The organism is [Pseudomonas] carboxydohydrogena, assembly GCF_029030725.1.
Lineage (GTDB): Bacteria > Pseudomonadota > Alphaproteobacteria > Rhizobiales > Xanthobacteraceae > Afipia > Afipia carboxydohydrogena.
Genome location: NZ_CP113162.1, coordinates 3,047,150 through 3,063,325 on the forward strand (window position 1 = coordinate 3,047,150; position 16,176 = coordinate 3,063,325).

A 16,176-nucleotide genomic window follows, 5' to 3' on the forward strand; every position below is an offset into this window, starting at 1 on the left:
GCGGAAAATTCCTGATGTCGCCGATGCGCGGAGCGCCCTGATGACCGATTCAAGTTCAACCTCCCTGATCGAACGCGCGGGCCTCGACCGTGATGATGTCCGCAAGGAAATCATTCGCGGTCTCGACGGCGCCGACGACGGCGAACTGTTCATGGAATATCGCCAGTCGGAGGGACTTGCGTTCGATAACGGCCGCCTCAAGCAGGCGACCTATGATACCGCGCAAGGCTTCGGCCTGCGCGCCGTGAAGGACGACGCGGTCGGCTACGCCCATTCCTCCGACATGTCGTTGTCGGCGATCGCGCGCGCGGCCGATGCGGTGCACGCGGTGCGCGGCGGCTATTCCGGCACGTTCGCGAGTCCCCCGCCCCACACCAATGTGCGGCTTTACGGCGACGCCAACCCGCTCGACGGCGAGGCATTCGAGACCAAGGTGAAGCTGCTCGCCGAGATCGATGCGTATGTCCGCGAGAAGGACCCGCGCGTGCGGCAGGTGTCGGTCAGCCTCGGCGCGACCTGGCAGGTGGTTGAAATCGTGCGTCCGGACGGCGAGAGCTATCGCGACATCCGTCCGCTGGTGCGCGTCAACGTCTCGGTGGTCGCGGGTTCGGGCGACCGGCAGGAAACCGGCAGCCAGGGCTATGGCGGACGCGAGGGTTATGCCCGCTTCATCGAAACCAAGGCGTGGCGCAACGCGGCCGACGCCGCGATCCGTCAGGCGTTGCTCAATCTGGAATCGGTGCCCGCGCCCGCGGGCGAAATGGATGTCGTGCTCGGCCCCGGCTGGCCCGGCGTGATGCTGCACGAAGCGGTGGGTCACGGACTTGAGGGCGATTTCAACCGCAAGCAGACCTCGGCCTTCGCGGGCCTGATGGGCCAGCAGGTCGCGGCCAAGGGCGTGACTGTCGTCGATGACGGCACCATCGCGTCAAGGCGCGGCTCGCTGTCGATCGACGACGAAGGCACGCCGACCAACCGCACCGTGCTGATCGAGGACGGCATCCTCGTCGGCTACATGCAGGACCGCCAGAACGCGCGGCTGATGAACATGAAGCCGACCGGCAACGGACGGCGCGAATCCTATGCCCATGTGCCGATGCCGCGCATGACCAACACCTACATGCTGGCGGGTGAGCGCGACCCGGCGGAGATTCTCGCCTCGGTGAAGAACGGCATCTACGCGGTGAATTTCGGCGGCGGGCAGGTCGATATCACCTCGGGCAAATATGTCTTCCAGTGCACCGAGGCTTACAGAATCGAGAACGGCAAGGTCGGTGCGCCGCTGAAGGGCGCGATGCTGATCGGCAACGGCCCGACCGACCTGCATCGTATTTCCATGGTCGGCAACGATCTCGAACTCGATGCCGGAATCGGCACCTGCGGCAAGAATGGCCAGGGCGTGCCGGTCGGCGTCGGCCAGCCGACCCTGCGCATGGATCGCATCACCGTGGGCGGGACGGGCGCATGACGACGACAACCACACCGGCGAAACCGCAACGCACCTGGACGCGCGCCATCGGCGAGATCGCGGCGGCGTTCCTGATCGTGATGGCGGGCAAGGCGGCGCTGGCCGAGCCGTTCTACGTCCCTTCCGCCTCGATGGAGCCGACGCTTTTGATCGGCGATGCGCTGCTCGCCTCGAAATTCCCTTACGGCTACGGCACCGCATCGCTGCCGATGAACGTCTCGGTGCCGACCAGCGCGCGTCTGTTCGGCAAACTGCCTGCGCGCGGAGACGTCGTGGTGTTCCGCTGGCCCGGCGACACCTCGCAGGCCTGGGTCAAGCGCGTCATCGCCCTGCCCGGCGACCGCGTGCAGATGCGCGACGGACGGCTCTGGCTCAACGGCAACCCCGTGCCGGTCTCCGCCGACGGTTTCGGCGATGCCGAGAACGAGGATGGCGGCACGCTGCCCGCCGCGCGCTACACCGAGACGCTGCCTGGCGGGCACAGCCACACCTTCTTCAAGCTGCGCACCCATGGCGCGCTCGACAACACCGATGAAATCACCGTGCCCGCCGGCAGGCTGTTCGTGATGGGCGACAATCGCGACAATTCCGCCGACAGCCGCGTGCCGGTGGCGGACGGCGGCGTCGGGCTGTTGCCGGTCGACAATCTCGTCGGCCGCGTCGATACCGTGCTCGGCTCATGGGACATCGCGGCCAAACATCAGCCGATCTGGAATTGGCCATCGGGCCTGCGCCTGTCGCGGATGTTTTCGTCGGTGCAGTAAACGAGCTACCGCACCACGCCGGAGATGAATCCCGGCTTGCGCCGTGGCGGCTTGATGCGATCCTTCAGATAGCAGCGCGCATCGCGCCCGACATATCCGGGCCGTGCGTAGGTCCACGCGCGGCAGCGGTTGTCGGCCTCGCAGGCCGCCTTGCAGTGATCGCCTTCGGTATCCGACGGCACCGAAATGCTGCGATAGTCGCCGCCATAACGGTCGGTCGCGATCTCGATCTTGCGGTTGCGCAATTCGACGACGCCGGCGCCACGCACGCCCGACACACAACAGGTATCGGCGACCCGGCGCGGCACGCTGTTTTTCAACCAGCAGATCGCGCTGTCGCGCTTGGCGGTCGGATAATTGAAGCTCCACGAACGGCAACGCCGGTCGCGCTCGCAGGCGAGCGCGCAGGTTGCCGGATCGCCGGACAGGATTTCCGAATGCGTGTAGTCGCCGCCGGGACGATCGAAATTGGCCTGCGCCTGTGCAGGCGACGACATCGCCGCGGGTATCAGCACGGCAATGAGCACAGCCATCGCCACAAGCCGGGCGGGCAATTCCAGGAAATATCTGAAAGTACGAAAACCAGGCATGCCAACATGACTTTCAGAAACCGGAACGGCATCGCAAACAGTCTGCCACCCTGTCATCCAAGCGCGGCTTTCCTGTATCGCAGATGAATGTCAGCGAAGGAGCTACGCTGCCACGGCAACGAACCATCGCAAATCTTCGATACCTCTAAAAAGCGTAGGCGTCATAAACTGGATCGACGGAGCCGCTCCAGACCCCATTAAATTTTGTCAACATTTCCTCTGCCGGCGTACGCCCGGCATCGATAATGCGATCAAGAGGCTCGAGGAATCGCGATTCATCGCGGCCCAGATGATCGACGCAGCCGCGCCGGCGCAGACCGGCATGCGCAAGCACGAGACATTCGCGGGCAATCTCAAAAATATAGCGCTTGCCGACCGGAGTCTTGAAACCGAGACGCGGCACCGCATCGCGCATCGCCTGGCGCGCTGCGGTATCCCATTCCCGCACCAGGTCCCACGCCGCATCGAGACTGGCATCGTCATAGAGCAGGCCCGCCCAGAACGCGGGCAGCGCCGGCAATTGCTGCAACGGCACGCCATCGGAGCCGCGCATCTCGAGATAGCGTTTCAGGCGCACCTCGGGAAATATCGTGGACAGATGATTGGCCCAGTCCGAGAGCGTCGGCTTCTCGCCCGGAAATTTTTCGTTCCGCCCTTCGAAGAAATCACGGAAGGACGAGCCGGAGACGTCGATGTAATCGTCCCCGCGTTTGACGAAATACATTGGCACATCGAGCGCATAATCGACCCAGCGCTCGAATCCCATGCCATCCTCGAACGCCCACGGGATCATGCCGGCACGGGCATTGTCGGTATCGCGCCAGATTTCCGAGCGAAACGACAGAAAGCCGTTGGGCTTGCCTTCGGTAAAGGGCGAGTTGGCGAACAATGCGGTCGCGACCGGCTGCAACGCCACCGCGACACGCAGCTTCTTCACCATGTCGGCTTCCGAACAGAAATCGAGATTGGCCTGCACGGTGCAGGTCCGGTACATCATGTCGAGGCCATAGCGGCCGACCTTCGGCATGTAGCGGGTCATGATGCCGTAGCGACCCTTCGGCATTGCCGGGATCTCTTCGCGCGACCACGACGGGGTCATTCCAAGGCCGAGAAAGCCGATGCCGAGCGGTCCGGCGACCTCGCGCACCTGCGCCAGATGCGCAGCAAGCTCCACGGCGGTGTGATGCACGTTGTCGAGCGGCGCGCCCGACAATTCAAACTGCCCGCCCGGCTCCAGTGAAATCGCGCCGCCGCCGGTGACATCGTACAGGCCGATGATATTGCCATGCTCATTGATCGGCTCCCAGCCGAGCAGAAGGCGCATGCCTTCCAAAAGAGCGTTGATGCCGCGAGTGCCCTCGTAAGGCACGGGGCGATGCTCGTTCAAGGTGAACGGCGTCTTCTCGTGTTCGGTGCCGATTTTGAATTCGGATTTCGGCTTGCAGCCTGCTTCAAGCCACCCGACCAGCGCATCGCGCGAGTCGAGCGGGGTCATATCGATCTGGTCACGCGCCATGCGGCACCTTTTCAAAATGCGTCGCGAACGACGCAGGCCGCCGGGGGCAACGGGCGCACCCACCCGTAGACACAAGTGGTGAATAAAATCTCATTGCGAAGACGCGGCTTCTTTCGTGTCGGGCGACGCCGTCTGGGCACAACAGCCGAGACGGTCGAGCAGGCCGCATAATTTCACGGCCTCCGCGTCCGACAGCTTGGAGCCGACGTGGCGCTCGATCGCGATGGAATAAGCCTCTCCCATTCTCTTTTGCAAATCGCGCCCGGCCTCGGAGATTTCCACGAACAGGCCGCGCTTGTCGTTCTTGCACTCGCGCCGCGCCGCCAGCCCCTCATCGACCAGACGCTCAATCAGACGCGAGGTGGAATATTGCGGCAGCAGCATCTGTTTTTCGAGTTCGACCGGGCGCAGTTCGCCGCCCGGCGCGCGCGACAATTCGAGCAGCGCCTCATACCAGGCGAGCGGCGGAAACCCGGCCTTCTTCAGATCCTGCTCGACAGCCTCGAGGACGCAACTGCGCACCCGCATCAGGCGCAGCCATGCTTCCGTCACTTCATTGGACGGGCGGCGCGTCGTCAGGTCATCGTTGGGACGTGAAGATTTATGCAAATGCATCCATCCTGGCATTCATGCATCTGCATTAAGCCACGGCGATGCAATTGCCAAGCGGGATCGATTTCCGGCTATCTCCTGCTGCCGCGTAAACTTTTCCGCATCCGCACACCGCTCCTTAACCCGTTATTTACCCTGACACGGAAAAGTCTCGCCTGAAGCAGTCTGCCTGCGCCGGAAATTCGTTTGTTTCTTCAATGGGCGTAGCGACTGGAGACGGCAGACAACCGGCGTCGGGTACCGGACAGGGCATGGCATTTCATCAATCATGGGGCACTGAGGGTATCGATCCTTCCGTCAGGGAACGCGGCACAGGCGCCACGCAACGCACCGGTGCGCCGGGCGACTGGATGAATGCACCCGCACAGCGCCCGCTTTCGCCGAACGAGGCGCGCGACATCGCCGAAATCCACCAGCGGCTCGATTCCATCGCCCGGCAGGTCGAGCAATTGTCCCAGCATCCGGCCGCGCGCGGCGAGAACGGCGTGGCGCGGCAACTCAACGACGCGATCTCGCGGCTTGACGCCCGGCTGTCGCATATGTCCGCGCCATCCCAACAGATTCCTCACGCCCCCGCGCCGCGAATGACGCCGCCCGCGCGCCCGGCAGGGATCGACCTGTCGATCGCCGAAATCATCGCCCGCCAAGGCGAGCTCGACGGCGTAAGCCCCGCGCAGGAAGCCCTGAACCGCAGCGCGCCGAATTTCGTTCAGGCGCCGCCAATGGCGCCCGCGCCCGAACATCCGGGTTTCCTCAACATCGAGCGCCAGATCGCGGGCCTCACCAGCCAGATCGACGCGTTGCGCGGCCCCGGCGGCATCGAACAGTCCATCGCCGCGTTCCGCTCTGAGCTTTCCGAAATCCGCCATGCCATCACCGAGGCATTGCCGCGCCGCGCGATCGAATCGCTGGAGAACGAGATTCGCGCGCTTGGCCGGCGGATCGACGAAACCCATCAGACCGGCGGCGACGGCGCGGCCCTTGGTGCGATCGAGCGCGCGCTCTCCGAAATCCGCGGCGAACTGCGCTCGCTCACACCGGCCGAACAGCTTGCCGGTTTCGACGACGCGATCCGCAACCTCGGCGGCAAGATCGACACCATCGTCCGCTCGAGCGGCGATCCCGCCACGCTGCGCCAGCTCGACGACGCGATCTCGGCGCTGAAGACCATCGTCGCCAACATCGCCTCGAACGAAGCACTGGGACAGTTGTCCGAGAATATCCGCACCCTGTCGCAACGGGTCGACCAGTTGTCACAGGGCGGCCACAGCGACATGTTCGCAGCCCTCGAACAGCGTATCGCCGCGCTGACCACAACGCTTGAGCAGCGCGAGCGCCCGTCCGCCGACACCGGCCATTTCGACAAAGCGGTCCGCACCATCTCCGATCGTCTCGACAATCTGCAAGTCGGCGGCGATGCCGCATCGACATTCGGTCATGTCGAACAGCGTGTCGCGCATCTTTTGGAGCGGCTGGAGGCCTCGGAGGCGCGACCCGCCGATCTGAATCGCGTCGAAAGCGGCCTGTCCGAGATCATGCAGATGCTGCAACGGCGCGGCACAGGCGACGCAGCCCCGGCATCCGCCGCGCCCGCGATGGACCCCGCCTTCGTCGATGCGATCCGGCGCGAATTGTCGGACATGCGCCAGAGCCAGGTGGACACGACCCGTCACACGCAGGATTCGCTGGAGGTCGTTCACAACACGCTCGGCCACGTGGTCGACCGTCTCGCCCAGATCGAAGGCGATCTGCGTCAGGGCCGCCCCGCGCCTGCGCCCGCTCCCGTCCCCGTTCCGCCGCCTGCGCCGTCACGGCCTGCCGTGCCGCCGATTCCGCCGCAGACGCGGCCCGAATTGCCGAACCCCGCGCTGCTGCAAAGCGCCGCTCGCCCGCTCGCCCAAATGCCCGCGAAGGCGGCGCCGATCCCGTCCCAGCTCCCCAAGGAGCCTGCGCCCGCCGTCAATGCGGCTCCGGCGCGCCCTGCACGCTCGCCGATCGATCCCGACCTGCCGCCCGACCATCCGCTGGAGCCGGGCAGCCGCAACAATGCGCGGCCCTCGGCGGCGGAACGCATCGCCAGCTCCGAGAATGCGCTGCGCGATATCCCGCCCCCGAAAGGGCCGGTCAGTTCGTCGAATTTCATTCAGGCCGCGCGCCGCGCCGCACAGGCCGCGCAGGCCGGCGAAACCAAGCCCGCGCCGAAGAAAGCCAACCGCGTCACCGCGCTGAACGATGCGGCGCGAGCCGTCGCGAACACGAAAGAAACATCCTCCGACACCTCCCGCTCGTCGCGGGTGCGGGCGCTCCTGGTCGGCGCCAGCGTCTTCGTGATCGTGCTCGGCACCTTCAAGATGGCGAGCAATCTGTGGCACAGCGGCGAGACGGGCCGCTCCGCGCCGGCGATGGAATCCCATGCCGTGCCGCCCGCACCGACACCGGCGCCGCCTGCCCAAGCCCCCGATACGGACGACAACAGCGCACCGGCGCCCGAGCAATCGGCGCCGCAGGCTCCGTCGATGACATCGCCGACGCCGATCGACAAGCAGTCGATGAACGCACCGGCCACGACGCTGCCGAGCTGGGCCTCCAGCCCATCGATCACACCGGCGGCACCACCCGAACAATCCGCGAATGCCGACATCACCGGCTCGATCCCGTCAGTCAGTGGCGCCGTCGCGCCGCTGCCGGAGTCGATCGGCGGCCCGATGCTGCGCGCGGCAGCCCTCAAGGGCGACGCGAGCGCCGCCTATGAGGTCGCCCTGCGCTATGCCGACGGGCGCGGCGTGACCGCGAATTTCGAAGAAGCCGCGAAATGGTATGACCGCGCGGCGAAGGCCAACCTCGTGCCCGCGCTGTTCCGCCTCGGCACGCTGTATGAAAAGGGCCTCGGCGTCCGCAAGGACATCGGCACCGCCAACCGCTACTACCGCGCGGCCGCCGATCGCGGCAACGCCAAGGCCATGCACAATCTCGCGGTGCTGGAAGCCGACGGCGGCGGCAAGCCGAACTACAAGGCCGCCGCCTATTGGTTCCTGAAGGCCGCCGCGCACGGCGTCGCCGACAGCCAGTTCAATCTCGGCATCCTTTATGCGCGCGGCATCGGCGTCGAACAAAACCTCGCCGAATCCTACAAATGGTTCAGCCTCGCCGCGGCACAGGGCGACACCGATTCCGCGCACAAGCGCGACGACATCGCCAAGCGGCTCGATCCGGCCTCGCTCGCCAAGGCCAAACTCGCGGCGCAGACCTTCAAGGTCGAACAGCAACCGGCCGACGCCGTTCAGGTGGCGACGCCGCCGGGCGGCTGGGACGCCAGACGCGCGCAGAAGACATCGAGCAAATCCGTCAAGCCGAAAGCCGCGAAGCACTCGACCATCTGAGCCTTTCGGTCCTGATCGAAATCAGGACCGAAATTTTTGTTTTGACGCGTTTTCTTCACGCGAACCGGTTTCCCCGCTTCGCTTGAAAACGCCACGGCTCACAGCATTCCGGCGAACATCGCCACGACGCAGACCGCCATCGCGGCGGTCGACAGCCAGCCCAGCCAATAAAGCGCGCCGCCGACGAGGAACGGGCCCATGACGTCGCGGCGGCGAACCATCACCATCAACAACACCATCACCGGCACCGCGAGCACGCCGTTGACCACCGCGCTCCAGTACAGCGCCGCGATCGGACTGATCGGCGTGAAATTCAGCACGATTCCGATACCCGCCGACAGCGCCAGCACCGCGTAGAACGACACGGCCTCGCGCGGCTTGCGCGCCAGACCGACCGGCCACCTTCGCCCTTCGCCGATCGCGTAGGCCGCCGAGCCCGCCAGCACCGGCACCGCCAGCAGACCCGTGCCGATAATGCCCAGTGCGAAGATGATTTCGGCGAATGCCCCCGCGACCGGCCGCAGCGCCTCCGCCGCCTGCGCCGATGTCTCGATCCCGGTCTTGCCGCTGGCGTGCAGCGTCGCAGCCGCCGTCATGATGATGGCGAGCGCGATCAGGGTCGAGAAGGCCATGCCCGCGATGGTATCGACGCGGATGCGCCGGAATTCGGAAGCCGCCTGCGCCCGCTGCTTCCTGAGCGGCTTCTTGTGCGCATCGATGCGTTGCTCCTCGGCTTCCTGCGAAGCCTGCCAGAAGAACAGATAGGGCGAGATCGTGGTGCCGAGGATCGCGACCAGGGTGGTGAAGAACTCCGCCTTCCACTGGATTTGCGGAATGACGAGGCCGCGCAACGCCTCGCCCCACGCCACATGCGCGAACGCCAGCGCGCCGACATAGGCGAACAGGCTCAATGTCAACCATTTCAGCACCGCGCTGTAATGCCGGTAGTCGAAGAAGATCTGCGCCGCGACGGACACGACGCCGAATAAGACCACATAGACGAAGCCGGGACCGCCGATCAGCAGCTTGATCGCATCCGCCATCGCCGCGAGATCGGCGGCGATATTGACCGTATTGGCGACGAACAGGAGCGCGACGATGGTGTTGAGAACGGCGGCGGGATAGAACCGGCAGACATTGCCCGCGATGCCATGGCCGGTGACACGGCCGACGCGCGCGGAAATCTCCTGGATCGCCACCATCAGCGGAAACGTCAGCAGCATCGTCCACGAAATGCCGTAACCGAGTTGTGCGCCCGCCTGGCTGTAGGTGCCGATGCCGGAGGGATCGTCGTCCGCCGCACCGGTGATGAGACCGGGGCCGAGCGTTCGCAGAAAACCGCGCACGCCGCCCTGCTTCTCCGGCAGGGCGCTCACTTCGGCGGTTGCGTCGATGTCATGCTTTGTGTGCGTCATGCCAGTCCCGCCTGACAAGCACAGCCTGTCCTTAAAGTTCCAGCCGTCAAATCTTGCGCGCCACCGCGATCAGCCCCGGCACAGGCACATCGCTCTCCGTGCGCGTGGAAGCCTCCTCGAGGCTGCCCAGCACAAGCCCGGCCCCAGCGATCGCCTCGCGCACATGCGCCGCGCCGTGCGCGTAACGCAGGCCCGCGCCGATTACCACGCCATCGCCGGGGTGCGTCTCCGTGGTGAACGCAACGATCCCGTTCGGACGCAGCACCCGCGCGACTTCCTTCAGCGCCGGAGCAAGATCGGGCAGGTAAATGATCGCATCCGCCGACAGCGCGAGATCGAAGCTGGCGTCCGCCTCATTCCTCAAGCCCTCGACCATGTCGGCGATTTCCAGCCTCCGGTAGAGGCCGGTGGCCTCGGCCTTCGCGATCATGCCGGGCGACAGGTCGATGCCGACGAACGCATCCACATTCTTCTCGAAGGCGCGGGCGGCGAGCCCGGTGCCGCAACCGAGATCGATCGCCGATTTGAAGAAGGCCGGGCGCTGCATGGCGCGGCAGGCCGACAGCACGGCTTTCAACAACAGGCTGGGGCCGCGGTAACCGAGGTTGTTGAGCAGCGCGTCCTCGAAGGTCGGCGCGTATTGATCGAACAGCGAACGCACATAGGCCGGCGGCATGTCCGACACTGTCTCGACGCCAAGACGGATCAGCCGCAATTTGGCGCCGTGGCGATCTTCCGGATCGGCTTCCTGCGCCTTGCGATAGGCCCGGATCGCCTCGCCATGCAGATTGAGTTGCTGCTTCAATTCGCCGAGCGCGAACCACGCCGACGCGAAATTCGGCGCCCGTTCCACCGCCTGCGCCATCAGGTCGGCCGCCCCGGCAATGTCGCCGCGCAATTGCAGGTCGCGCGCGAAATCGTAGCGGCGGTCGGCGATCAGGTCGCCCGATGACAGGAAAAGCGGCGCGGGCATAAGGGTCTCGGAAAATGGCCTTTCTCTATAACCCGGCCCCGCACCGGACAACAGATCGCCGGCAGCCAGATTCTATCGCAGGCGACACGAGGCAGCGGCCTCCAGCCCGGCGATTCAAGGGATTAAATTTATGACAGAAGCCGCTTGCCCCAATGTCCTCCATTGACGGCGGGCGTTTGCAGCCCCACCTGCGCCAAAGTGTGCTAAAAGCAGCGCACACGAATTCTGGAGACGGCAATGCAGAACGAAGCGAAGGAATTACCGGCACGCGACGATCAGTTCTCCCGCTTTCTGGGAGGCTCGCCGCTCGCGGTGGTGCTGAGGCTCATTCTGATGTCGGTTCTGGTCGGCATCGTTCTCGCCGCCATCGGGCTCGATCCCTGGAATATCGTCGAGAGCCTGCGCCGCCTCGCGGACTGGATCTGGAATCTCGGCTTCGATGCCATCAACAGCCTGTGGCGCTACTTCATCCTCGGCGCGGTGATCGTCGTCCCGCTGTGGCTGTTGTCGCGGCTGTTCGGCTCCCGGCCGCGCTGAGGCCGCTGCCTTCCATCTGAATGGCTTCCATGAACGACCAGCTCACGCATGGCCGGGTCTTCGCCATCGCGGGCCCGGCGATGCTCGCGAACCTGACGACGCCGCTGCTCGGCATCGTCGCGACCGGCGTGATCGGGCAACTCGGCGAAGCGCACCTGCTCGGCGGCGTCGCCATGGCGTCCGTGGTGTTCGACTGCATGTTCTGGCTGTTCGGCTTCCTGCGCATGAGCACGGTGGCGCTAACCGCGCAGGCGCTCGGCGCGCATGATCCGCTTGAGGTCCGCGCGTCGCTCGCCCGCGGCCTGCTGATCGCGATTCTTGCGAGCGCCGTGCTGCTCCTCGTGCAGAAGCCGCTGGCCGCCATCACCTTCGATCTGATGGGCGCGAGCGGCCCGGTGACGGAGGCTGCGCGGCTTTATTTCGAAGTGCGGCTGTGGTCGTCGCCCTTCCTGCTCGCCAACTACGCGCTGCTCGGCTGGCTGATCGGACAGGCCCGCACCGGCTGGGCGCTCGCGATCCAGATTTCCATCAATCTCATCAACATCGCCGCGACCGTGGTTCTGGTGATCGGGCTGAAGCAGGGCGTCGCGGGCGCGGCCCATGCCGCGATCATCGCGGAGGCCTGCGGCCTCGTGTTCGGTCTCGCGCTGGCCGCGCGGATGCTCGGCCGCGACGGGTTTCGCATTTCGCGCGCGGTGCTGCTTGAGCGCGCCAAGCTCACGCGGATGATGGCGATCAACCGCGACATCTTCATCCGCACACTGGCCCTGACCGGCGCGTTCCTGTTCTTCACCGCGCAGGGCGCGCGCGAGGGCGACGTGGTGCTCGCGGCCAATGCGGTGCTGAACAATTTCGCGCTGATCGGCTCGTTCTTCCTCGACGGCCTCGCCACCGCCGCCGAGCAACTGTCCGGCTACAGCCTCGGCGCGCGCGACCGTGCCCGCTTCCTGCGCACGACCAGACTCGTGCTCGGCTGGAGCATGGTGTTCGCCGTCGCCGTGGCGCTGGCGCTCGCATTGGGCGGCCCTGCGCTGATCGACCTGATGACGGCGAGTGATGACGTGCGGCAGGTCGCCCGCGCCTTCATGTGGCTTGCCACGCTGGCGCCGATCTGCGGCGTGATGGCCTATGCCTTCGACGGGATTTACATCGGTGCGACGTGGGCGCGCGACATGCGCAACCTGATGCTCGCATCCCTTGCGCTCTATTTCGCGGCATGGGCGCTGTTACGTCCGCTCGGCAATACCGGGCTGTGGCTCGCGCTCCTGATCTTCCTGCTGGCGCGCGGATGCTTTCAGGCGCTGCGCTACCGCGCTCTTCTGAAAGCTTCCTTCGCAGGAACGCTTACACCGGCCAGTCTTCGGCAGTAATCATCGCGGCGTCCGCGCCGACGATTTCCGACAGCGATTCCCGGCCCGTTCGCCGCAACGTGGATAACAGATCCGTCTTGATCGCCTCGACGAGGCCAAGGCCCTTGTACACCAGCGACGAATACAACTGGATCAGCGAAGCGCCTGCGCGAATCTTCATCAGCGCCGCGCCGCCGGAATCGATGCCGCCGACCCCGATCAGCGGGAACGCGCCCTCGGCACGCACATAGGTTTCCGCCACCATGCGCGTAGAGAGCCGCAGCAGCGGCCGGCCCGACAGCCCGCCCTGTTCCAGCGCGAGGCCGCGCTCGCGCAGCGTGTCCGGGCGCGCCAGCGTGGTGTTCGACACGATCATGCCATCGACGCCCCGCGCGCGCGCGACATGCACGACATCGTCGAGTTCAGACAATGTGAGATCCGGCGCGATCTTGAGCAGCAGCGGCACCGCGCCCGTCTCGGTCCGCGCGCGGTTGCGCGCATCGATCACCCGCGCCAGGAGATCGTCGAGCGCGGAAGCCTGCTGCAAATTGCGCAAGCCCGGCGTGTTCGGCGACGACACGTTGACGGTGAAATAGCTCGCGACCGGCGCGAACAGCCCGATCAGTTTGACGTAATCCCCGGTGCGATCCTCGGAGTCCTTGTTGGCCCCGAGATTGACGCCGATGATGCCGCCGCGCCCGCGCCGCGCGTTGAGATGGCGCAGCGCCACTTCGGCGCCCTCGCTGTTGAAGCCCATGCGGTTGATGATTCCGGCATCTTCTTCCAGACGGAACATGCGCGGCTTCGGATTGCCCGGCTGCGGCAAGGGCGTGATCGATCCGACCTCGACGTAACCGAAGCCGAGTCGCAACAGTGCGTCCGGCACTTCGGCGTTCTTGTCGAAACCCGCCGCCATGCCGATCGGGTTCGGAAAGTCGAGCCCAAAGGCACGGGTCGCAAGTTTGGGACTGTCCGTTTTCGCGCGCGGCATTGGAAAGCTGCGCAGGCCCTTGATCGCCAGCCGGTGCGCACCCTCCGGATCGAGTTTGCGTAGCAGCGGTAGCGTCAGGTGGTCGAAAGCACGAATCACGTCAAATTCTCCGGAAGCCGGTGCAGGCCGTCTGACCCCAGCACAAGCGTGGCGATGCTGTCGGCGGCAGCCGGATCGAGATCTCCATACAGATGCGGAAACAGATCTCCGCCGCGCGAGGGCTCCCACCTTAACGCCGGACCCAGCGCATCGGCGCTTACCGCGATCAGGAATAAATCAGCCTGCCCGGCAAAGTGCTTCGCCAGCGTGCCGGGAACCTGCGGGGCTGTGGAAAAGTGGATGAATCCATCCCGCATATCGTCCGGGCTGCCGCGATAGACGCCAGCCCGCTCGGCTTCCCGCCAGGCCGGCGCCGGACAGATTTTGTAGATGGTCCGCACGACAGTTCCCGGGAGTGCTTGAGTTCATTATTGTTTTTGATGCAATCACCCTAGCCATCGCGACCCGCGACTTCAAGACTTGACCTTGGGCGCACGGCGCAAAGCTGAAATGCAGCCTCCGACTCATTGCACAAGCCGTCCAATAAAGGTAATAATTCCTATAATCGAAACCCCGCCGAACGGTTCGACGATGCTGACACACGATCAAATCTGGACGGCGCTCGACAGGCTGGCGGCCCGCGCCGGGCTGTCGCCTTCCGGCCTCGCCAAGCGCGCCGGGCTCGACCCCACCACCTTCAACAAGTCCAAGCGCGTGACCAGCGACGGGCGCGAACGCTGGCCCTCCACGGAATCGGTCGCGAAGGCGCTGGCCGCCACCGGCATCAGCGTCGATACCTTCGTGCATTTCATCGAAAGCCCCTCCCGCTCGGTGCAGGTGCCGCTGCTGGGCTTCGCCGAAGCGGGCAGCGGCGGCTATTTCGACGATGGCGGCTTCCCGGTCGGCAAGGGCTGGGACGAGGTCGGGCTGCCATCCGTCAACGACGAACACGCCTATGCGCTGGAGATTTCCGGCGATTCGATGAAGCCCGCCTATCGCGACGGCGATGTCATCGTCGTCTCGCCGGGCGCGCCGATCCGCCGTGGCGACCGCGTCGTGGTCAAGACCAAGGACGGCGAGGTGATGGTGAAGGAGCTGCGCCGACGCACCCAGAAGGTGATCGAGCTGCAATCGCTCAATCCCGCGCACTCCGACCGCACGCTGCCGACATCCGAGATCGAATGGATCGCGCGTATTCTCTGGGCGAGCCAGTAAGCGGCGATAATCCGGATCGCCCACGCCCGCTGAATCCGGTTATAGTTCCGAATCACATCATCGGGGTGGGCGGACATGCATCGTCGGCATTTTCTGAAAACGCTGGCCGGGCTCGCGCTGTGCCCCTTGTGTGCGCCCGCCACTCTCGCCGCCGACGCCCACTGGAGCTATGAGGGCGCGACAGGCCCGGGAAAATGGGGCGACATCGACGCCGCCAGCAAGGCCTGCGCGATCGGCTCGCAACAATCGCCGGTCGATATCGGTTCGACTGTCCGCGCGCAGTTGCCGAGGCTTAACATCAAATGGCCATCGCACGCCGACACCATCGTCAACAACGGCCACACCATCCAGCTCAATTTCGCGCCGGGCGGACGGCTCCTTCTCGGCAGGGAGAGCTACGACCTGTTGCAGGTCCATTTTCACCGGCCGAGCGAACACCTGATCGGCGGCAGGAATTTCCCGATGGAAGCGCACTTCGTCCACCGCAACGCCGCGGGCAATCTCGCCGTCGTCGGCGTGCTGATGACCGCGGGCCGGCGCAACACCGCGTTCGCACGCGTGATCGCCAGCATGCCGGACAAGGAAGGCCCCGCAGTGAAGGCCGATCCGGCGTTCAACCCGCGCAAATTGCTGCCCCGACAACTCGGCTATTATCGCTATCCCGGCTCGCTGACGACGCCGCCCTGTTCGGAAACCGTCGAATGGCTGGTGCTGACGACCCCGATCGAGGTCGCGGCCACGGATATCGCGGCCTTCGCGAAACTGTATCCGATGAATGCGCGCCCGGTGCAGAAATCCAACCGCCGCGCGGTGCTGCGTTCGCAATAACGGGCGGCAAAAACTCTTACGCCACCAGCGGCGCGACGATGGCGTTCAGCACTTTCGCCGCATCGTGCGGATTAAGCCGCACCTGCAACCCGCGCTGTCCGCCATTGATGTAGACGAGGTCCTGCGCCATCGCCTCTTGCTCGATGGCCGCGCGCGGCGGCTTCATCTGCCCGAACGGGCTGATGCCGCCGACCTTGTAGCCTGACAGCCGCTCGGCATCGGCCGGCTTCATCATCTGCGCCGACTTGCCGCCGAACGCTGCTGCGAGCTTTTTCATCGAAACCTCGCGGTCGGACGGCACGATGACGCAGACCGGCTTGCCGTCCACCAGCGCCATCAGCGATTTCAATACGCGCGAGGGCTCCTCACCAATCGCCTCGGCGGCCTGCAACCCGATGCGGTCGGCGCTGCTGTCGTAATCATAAGTCCGCACCGAGAAGGCGACACCCGCCTGCTCCAGCACTCTCGTCGCGCGCGTGACTTTCGACATGACGCGAGG

15 protein-coding genes are annotated in these 16,176 nt (G+C 65.3%); 7 read left to right on the forward strand and 8 right to left on the reverse strand.

The window, feature by feature from the left end:
- Positions 1–40: 40 nt before the first annotated feature.
- Complete coding sequence (tldD, locus tag AFIC_RS14770) at positions 41–1,468, forward strand: metalloprotease TldD (protein WP_275246973.1); 1,428 nt, start codon at positions 41–43, stop codon at positions 1,466–1,468.
- Complete coding sequence (gene lepB, locus AFIC_RS14775) at positions 1,465–2,232, forward strand: signal peptidase I (protein WP_275246974.1); 768 nt, start codon at positions 1,465–1,467, stop codon at positions 2,230–2,232. The genes tldD and lepB overlap by 4 nt, the downstream gene beginning before the upstream one ends.
- A 5-nt stretch (positions 2,233–2,237) precedes the next feature.
- Here the strand turns inward: lepB and AFIC_RS14780 are convergent, their stop codons facing one another.
- The 3 genes from AFIC_RS14780 to AFIC_RS14790 form a co-directional block, all read right to left on the reverse strand.
- Positions 2,238–2,822 carry a PAN domain-containing protein gene (locus tag AFIC_RS14780; RefSeq protein WP_275246975.1) on the reverse strand — a complete coding sequence of 195 codons (585 nt, stop codon included), beginning with the start codon at positions 2,820–2,822 and terminating at the stop codon, positions 2,238–2,240.
- Positions 2,823–2,967: 145 nt separating this feature from the next.
- Complete coding sequence (locus AFIC_RS14785; RefSeq protein ID WP_275246976.1) at positions 2,968–4,338, reverse strand: glutamate--cysteine ligase; 1,371 nt, start codon at positions 4,336–4,338, stop codon at positions 2,968–2,970.
- A gap of 90 nt (positions 4,339–4,428) precedes the next feature.
- A complete protein-coding gene (locus AFIC_RS14790; RefSeq protein ID WP_275246977.1) occupies positions 4,429–4,953 on the reverse strand; it encodes a MarR family winged helix-turn-helix transcriptional regulator in 525 nt (174 codons plus the stop codon).
- Positions 4,954–5,201: 248 nt separating this feature from the next.
- On the opposite strand from AFIC_RS14790, the gene AFIC_RS14795 reads away from it, so the two are divergent.
- Positions 5,202–8,330: a hypothetical protein gene (locus tag AFIC_RS14795; RefSeq protein WP_275246978.1), complete on the forward strand. Its 3,129-nt coding sequence runs from the start codon at positions 5,202–5,204 to the stop codon at positions 8,328–8,330.
- A 98-nt stretch (positions 8,331–8,428) separates the two neighbouring features.
- Here the strand turns inward: AFIC_RS14795 and AFIC_RS14800 are convergent, their stop codons facing one another.
- Positions 8,429–9,745: an Nramp family divalent metal transporter gene (locus AFIC_RS14800; RefSeq protein ID WP_275246979.1), complete on the reverse strand. Its 1,317-nt coding sequence runs from the start codon at positions 9,743–9,745 to the stop codon at positions 8,429–8,431.
- 46 nt (positions 9,746–9,791) lie between these two features.
- Positions 9,792–10,718 (reverse strand): class I SAM-dependent DNA methyltransferase, encoded by a 927-nt coding sequence (locus AFIC_RS14805; RefSeq protein ID WP_275246980.1) that lies wholly within the window; start codon positions 10,716–10,718, stop codon positions 9,792–9,794.
- Positions 10,719–10,955: 237 nt separating this feature from the next.
- On the opposite strand from AFIC_RS14805, the gene AFIC_RS14810 reads away from it, so the two are divergent.
- Together AFIC_RS14810 and AFIC_RS14815 are read left to right on the forward strand one after the other, a co-directional pair.
- The gene (locus AFIC_RS14810; protein ID WP_009339640.1) at positions 10,956–11,255 is read left to right on the forward strand and encodes a DUF6460 domain-containing protein; all 300 of its coding nucleotides are present in this window, start codon (positions 10,956–10,958) and stop codon (positions 11,253–11,255) included.
- 29 nt (positions 11,256–11,284) lie between these two features.
- Positions 11,285–12,625 carry an MATE family efflux transporter gene (locus AFIC_RS14815; protein WP_275246981.1) on the forward strand — a complete coding sequence of 447 codons (1,341 nt, stop codon included), beginning with the start codon at positions 11,285–11,287 and terminating at the stop codon, positions 12,623–12,625.
- Here AFIC_RS14815 and AFIC_RS14820 read toward each other — a convergent pair.
- Together AFIC_RS14820 and AFIC_RS14825 are read right to left on the reverse strand one after the other, a co-directional pair.
- A complete protein-coding gene (locus AFIC_RS14820; RefSeq protein WP_275246982.1) occupies positions 12,600–13,694 on the reverse strand; it encodes a quinone-dependent dihydroorotate dehydrogenase in 1,095 nt (364 codons plus the stop codon). The two genes, AFIC_RS14815 and AFIC_RS14820, sit on opposite strands and share 26 nt — an antisense overlap.
- Positions 13,691–14,035: a DUF952 domain-containing protein gene (locus tag AFIC_RS14825; RefSeq protein ID WP_275246983.1), complete on the reverse strand. Its 345-nt coding sequence runs from the start codon at positions 14,033–14,035 to the stop codon at positions 13,691–13,693. The genes AFIC_RS14820 and AFIC_RS14825 overlap by 4 nt, the downstream gene beginning before the upstream one ends.
- Before the next feature lie 190 nt (positions 14,036–14,225).
- Here AFIC_RS14825 and AFIC_RS14830 point away from each other — a divergent pair, with 190 nt between their 5' ends.
- Positions 14,226–14,849 (forward strand): S24 family peptidase, encoded by a 624-nt coding sequence (locus AFIC_RS14830; protein ID WP_275246984.1) that lies wholly within the window; start codon positions 14,226–14,228, stop codon positions 14,847–14,849.
- Positions 14,850–14,924: 75 nt separating this feature from the next.
- The gene (locus AFIC_RS14835) at positions 14,925–15,677 is read left to right on the forward strand and encodes a carbonic anhydrase (RefSeq protein ID WP_275246985.1); all 753 of its coding nucleotides are present in this window, start codon (positions 14,925–14,927) and stop codon (positions 15,675–15,677) included.
- A gap of 16 nt (positions 15,678–15,693) precedes the next feature.
- On the opposite strand, the gene ybaK is transcribed toward AFIC_RS14835, so the two are convergent.
- Positions 15,694–16,167 (reverse strand): Cys-tRNA(Pro) deacylase, encoded by a 474-nt coding sequence (gene ybaK / locus AFIC_RS14840; protein WP_275246986.1) that lies wholly within the window; start codon positions 16,165–16,167, stop codon positions 15,694–15,696.
- Between the last annotated feature and the right edge of the window lie 9 nt (positions 16,168–16,176).

Coding starts and splice junctions, on each gene's coding strand:
- AFIC_RS14815 (WP_275246981.1), top strand. CDS start 11,285: ATGAACGACCAGCTCACGCATGGCCGGGTCTTCGCCATCGCGGGCCCG.
- AFIC_RS14790 (WP_275246977.1), bottom strand. CDS start 4,953: ATGCATTTGCATAAATCTTCACGTCCCAACGATGACCTGACGACGCGC.
- tldD (WP_275246973.1), top strand. CDS start 41: ATGACCGATTCAAGTTCAACCTCCCTGATCGAACGCGCGGGCCTCGAC.
- AFIC_RS14795 (WP_275246978.1), top strand. CDS start 5,202: ATGGCATTTCATCAATCATGGGGCACTGAGGGTATCGATCCTTCCGTC.
- AFIC_RS14800 (WP_275246979.1), bottom strand. CDS start 9,745: ATGACGCACACAAAGCATGACATCGACGCAACCGCCGAAGTGAGCGCC.
- AFIC_RS14835 (WP_275246985.1), top strand. CDS start 14,925: ATGCATCGTCGGCATTTTCTGAAAACGCTGGCCGGGCTCGCGCTGTGC.
- AFIC_RS14785 (WP_275246976.1), bottom strand. CDS start 4,338: ATGGCGCGTGACCAGATCGATATGACCCCGCTCGACTCGCGCGATGCG.
- AFIC_RS14830 (WP_275246984.1), top strand. CDS start 14,226: ATGCTGACACACGATCAAATCTGGACGGCGCTCGACAGGCTGGCGGCC.
- AFIC_RS14780 (WP_275246975.1), bottom strand. CDS start 2,822: ATGCCTGGTTTTCGTACTTTCAGATATTTCCTGGAATTGCCCGCCCGG.
- AFIC_RS14810 (WP_009339640.1), top strand. CDS start 10,956: ATGCAGAACGAAGCGAAGGAATTACCGGCACGCGACGATCAGTTCTCC.
- ybaK (WP_275246986.1), bottom strand. CDS start 16,167: ATGTCGAAAGTCACGCGCGCGACGAGAGTGCTGGAGCAGGCGGGTGTC.
- lepB (WP_275246974.1), top strand. CDS start 1,465: ATGACGACGACAACCACACCGGCGAAACCGCAACGCACCTGGACGCGC.
- AFIC_RS14805 (WP_275246980.1), bottom strand. CDS start 10,718: ATGCCCGCGCCGCTTTTCCTGTCATCGGGCGACCTGATCGCCGACCGC.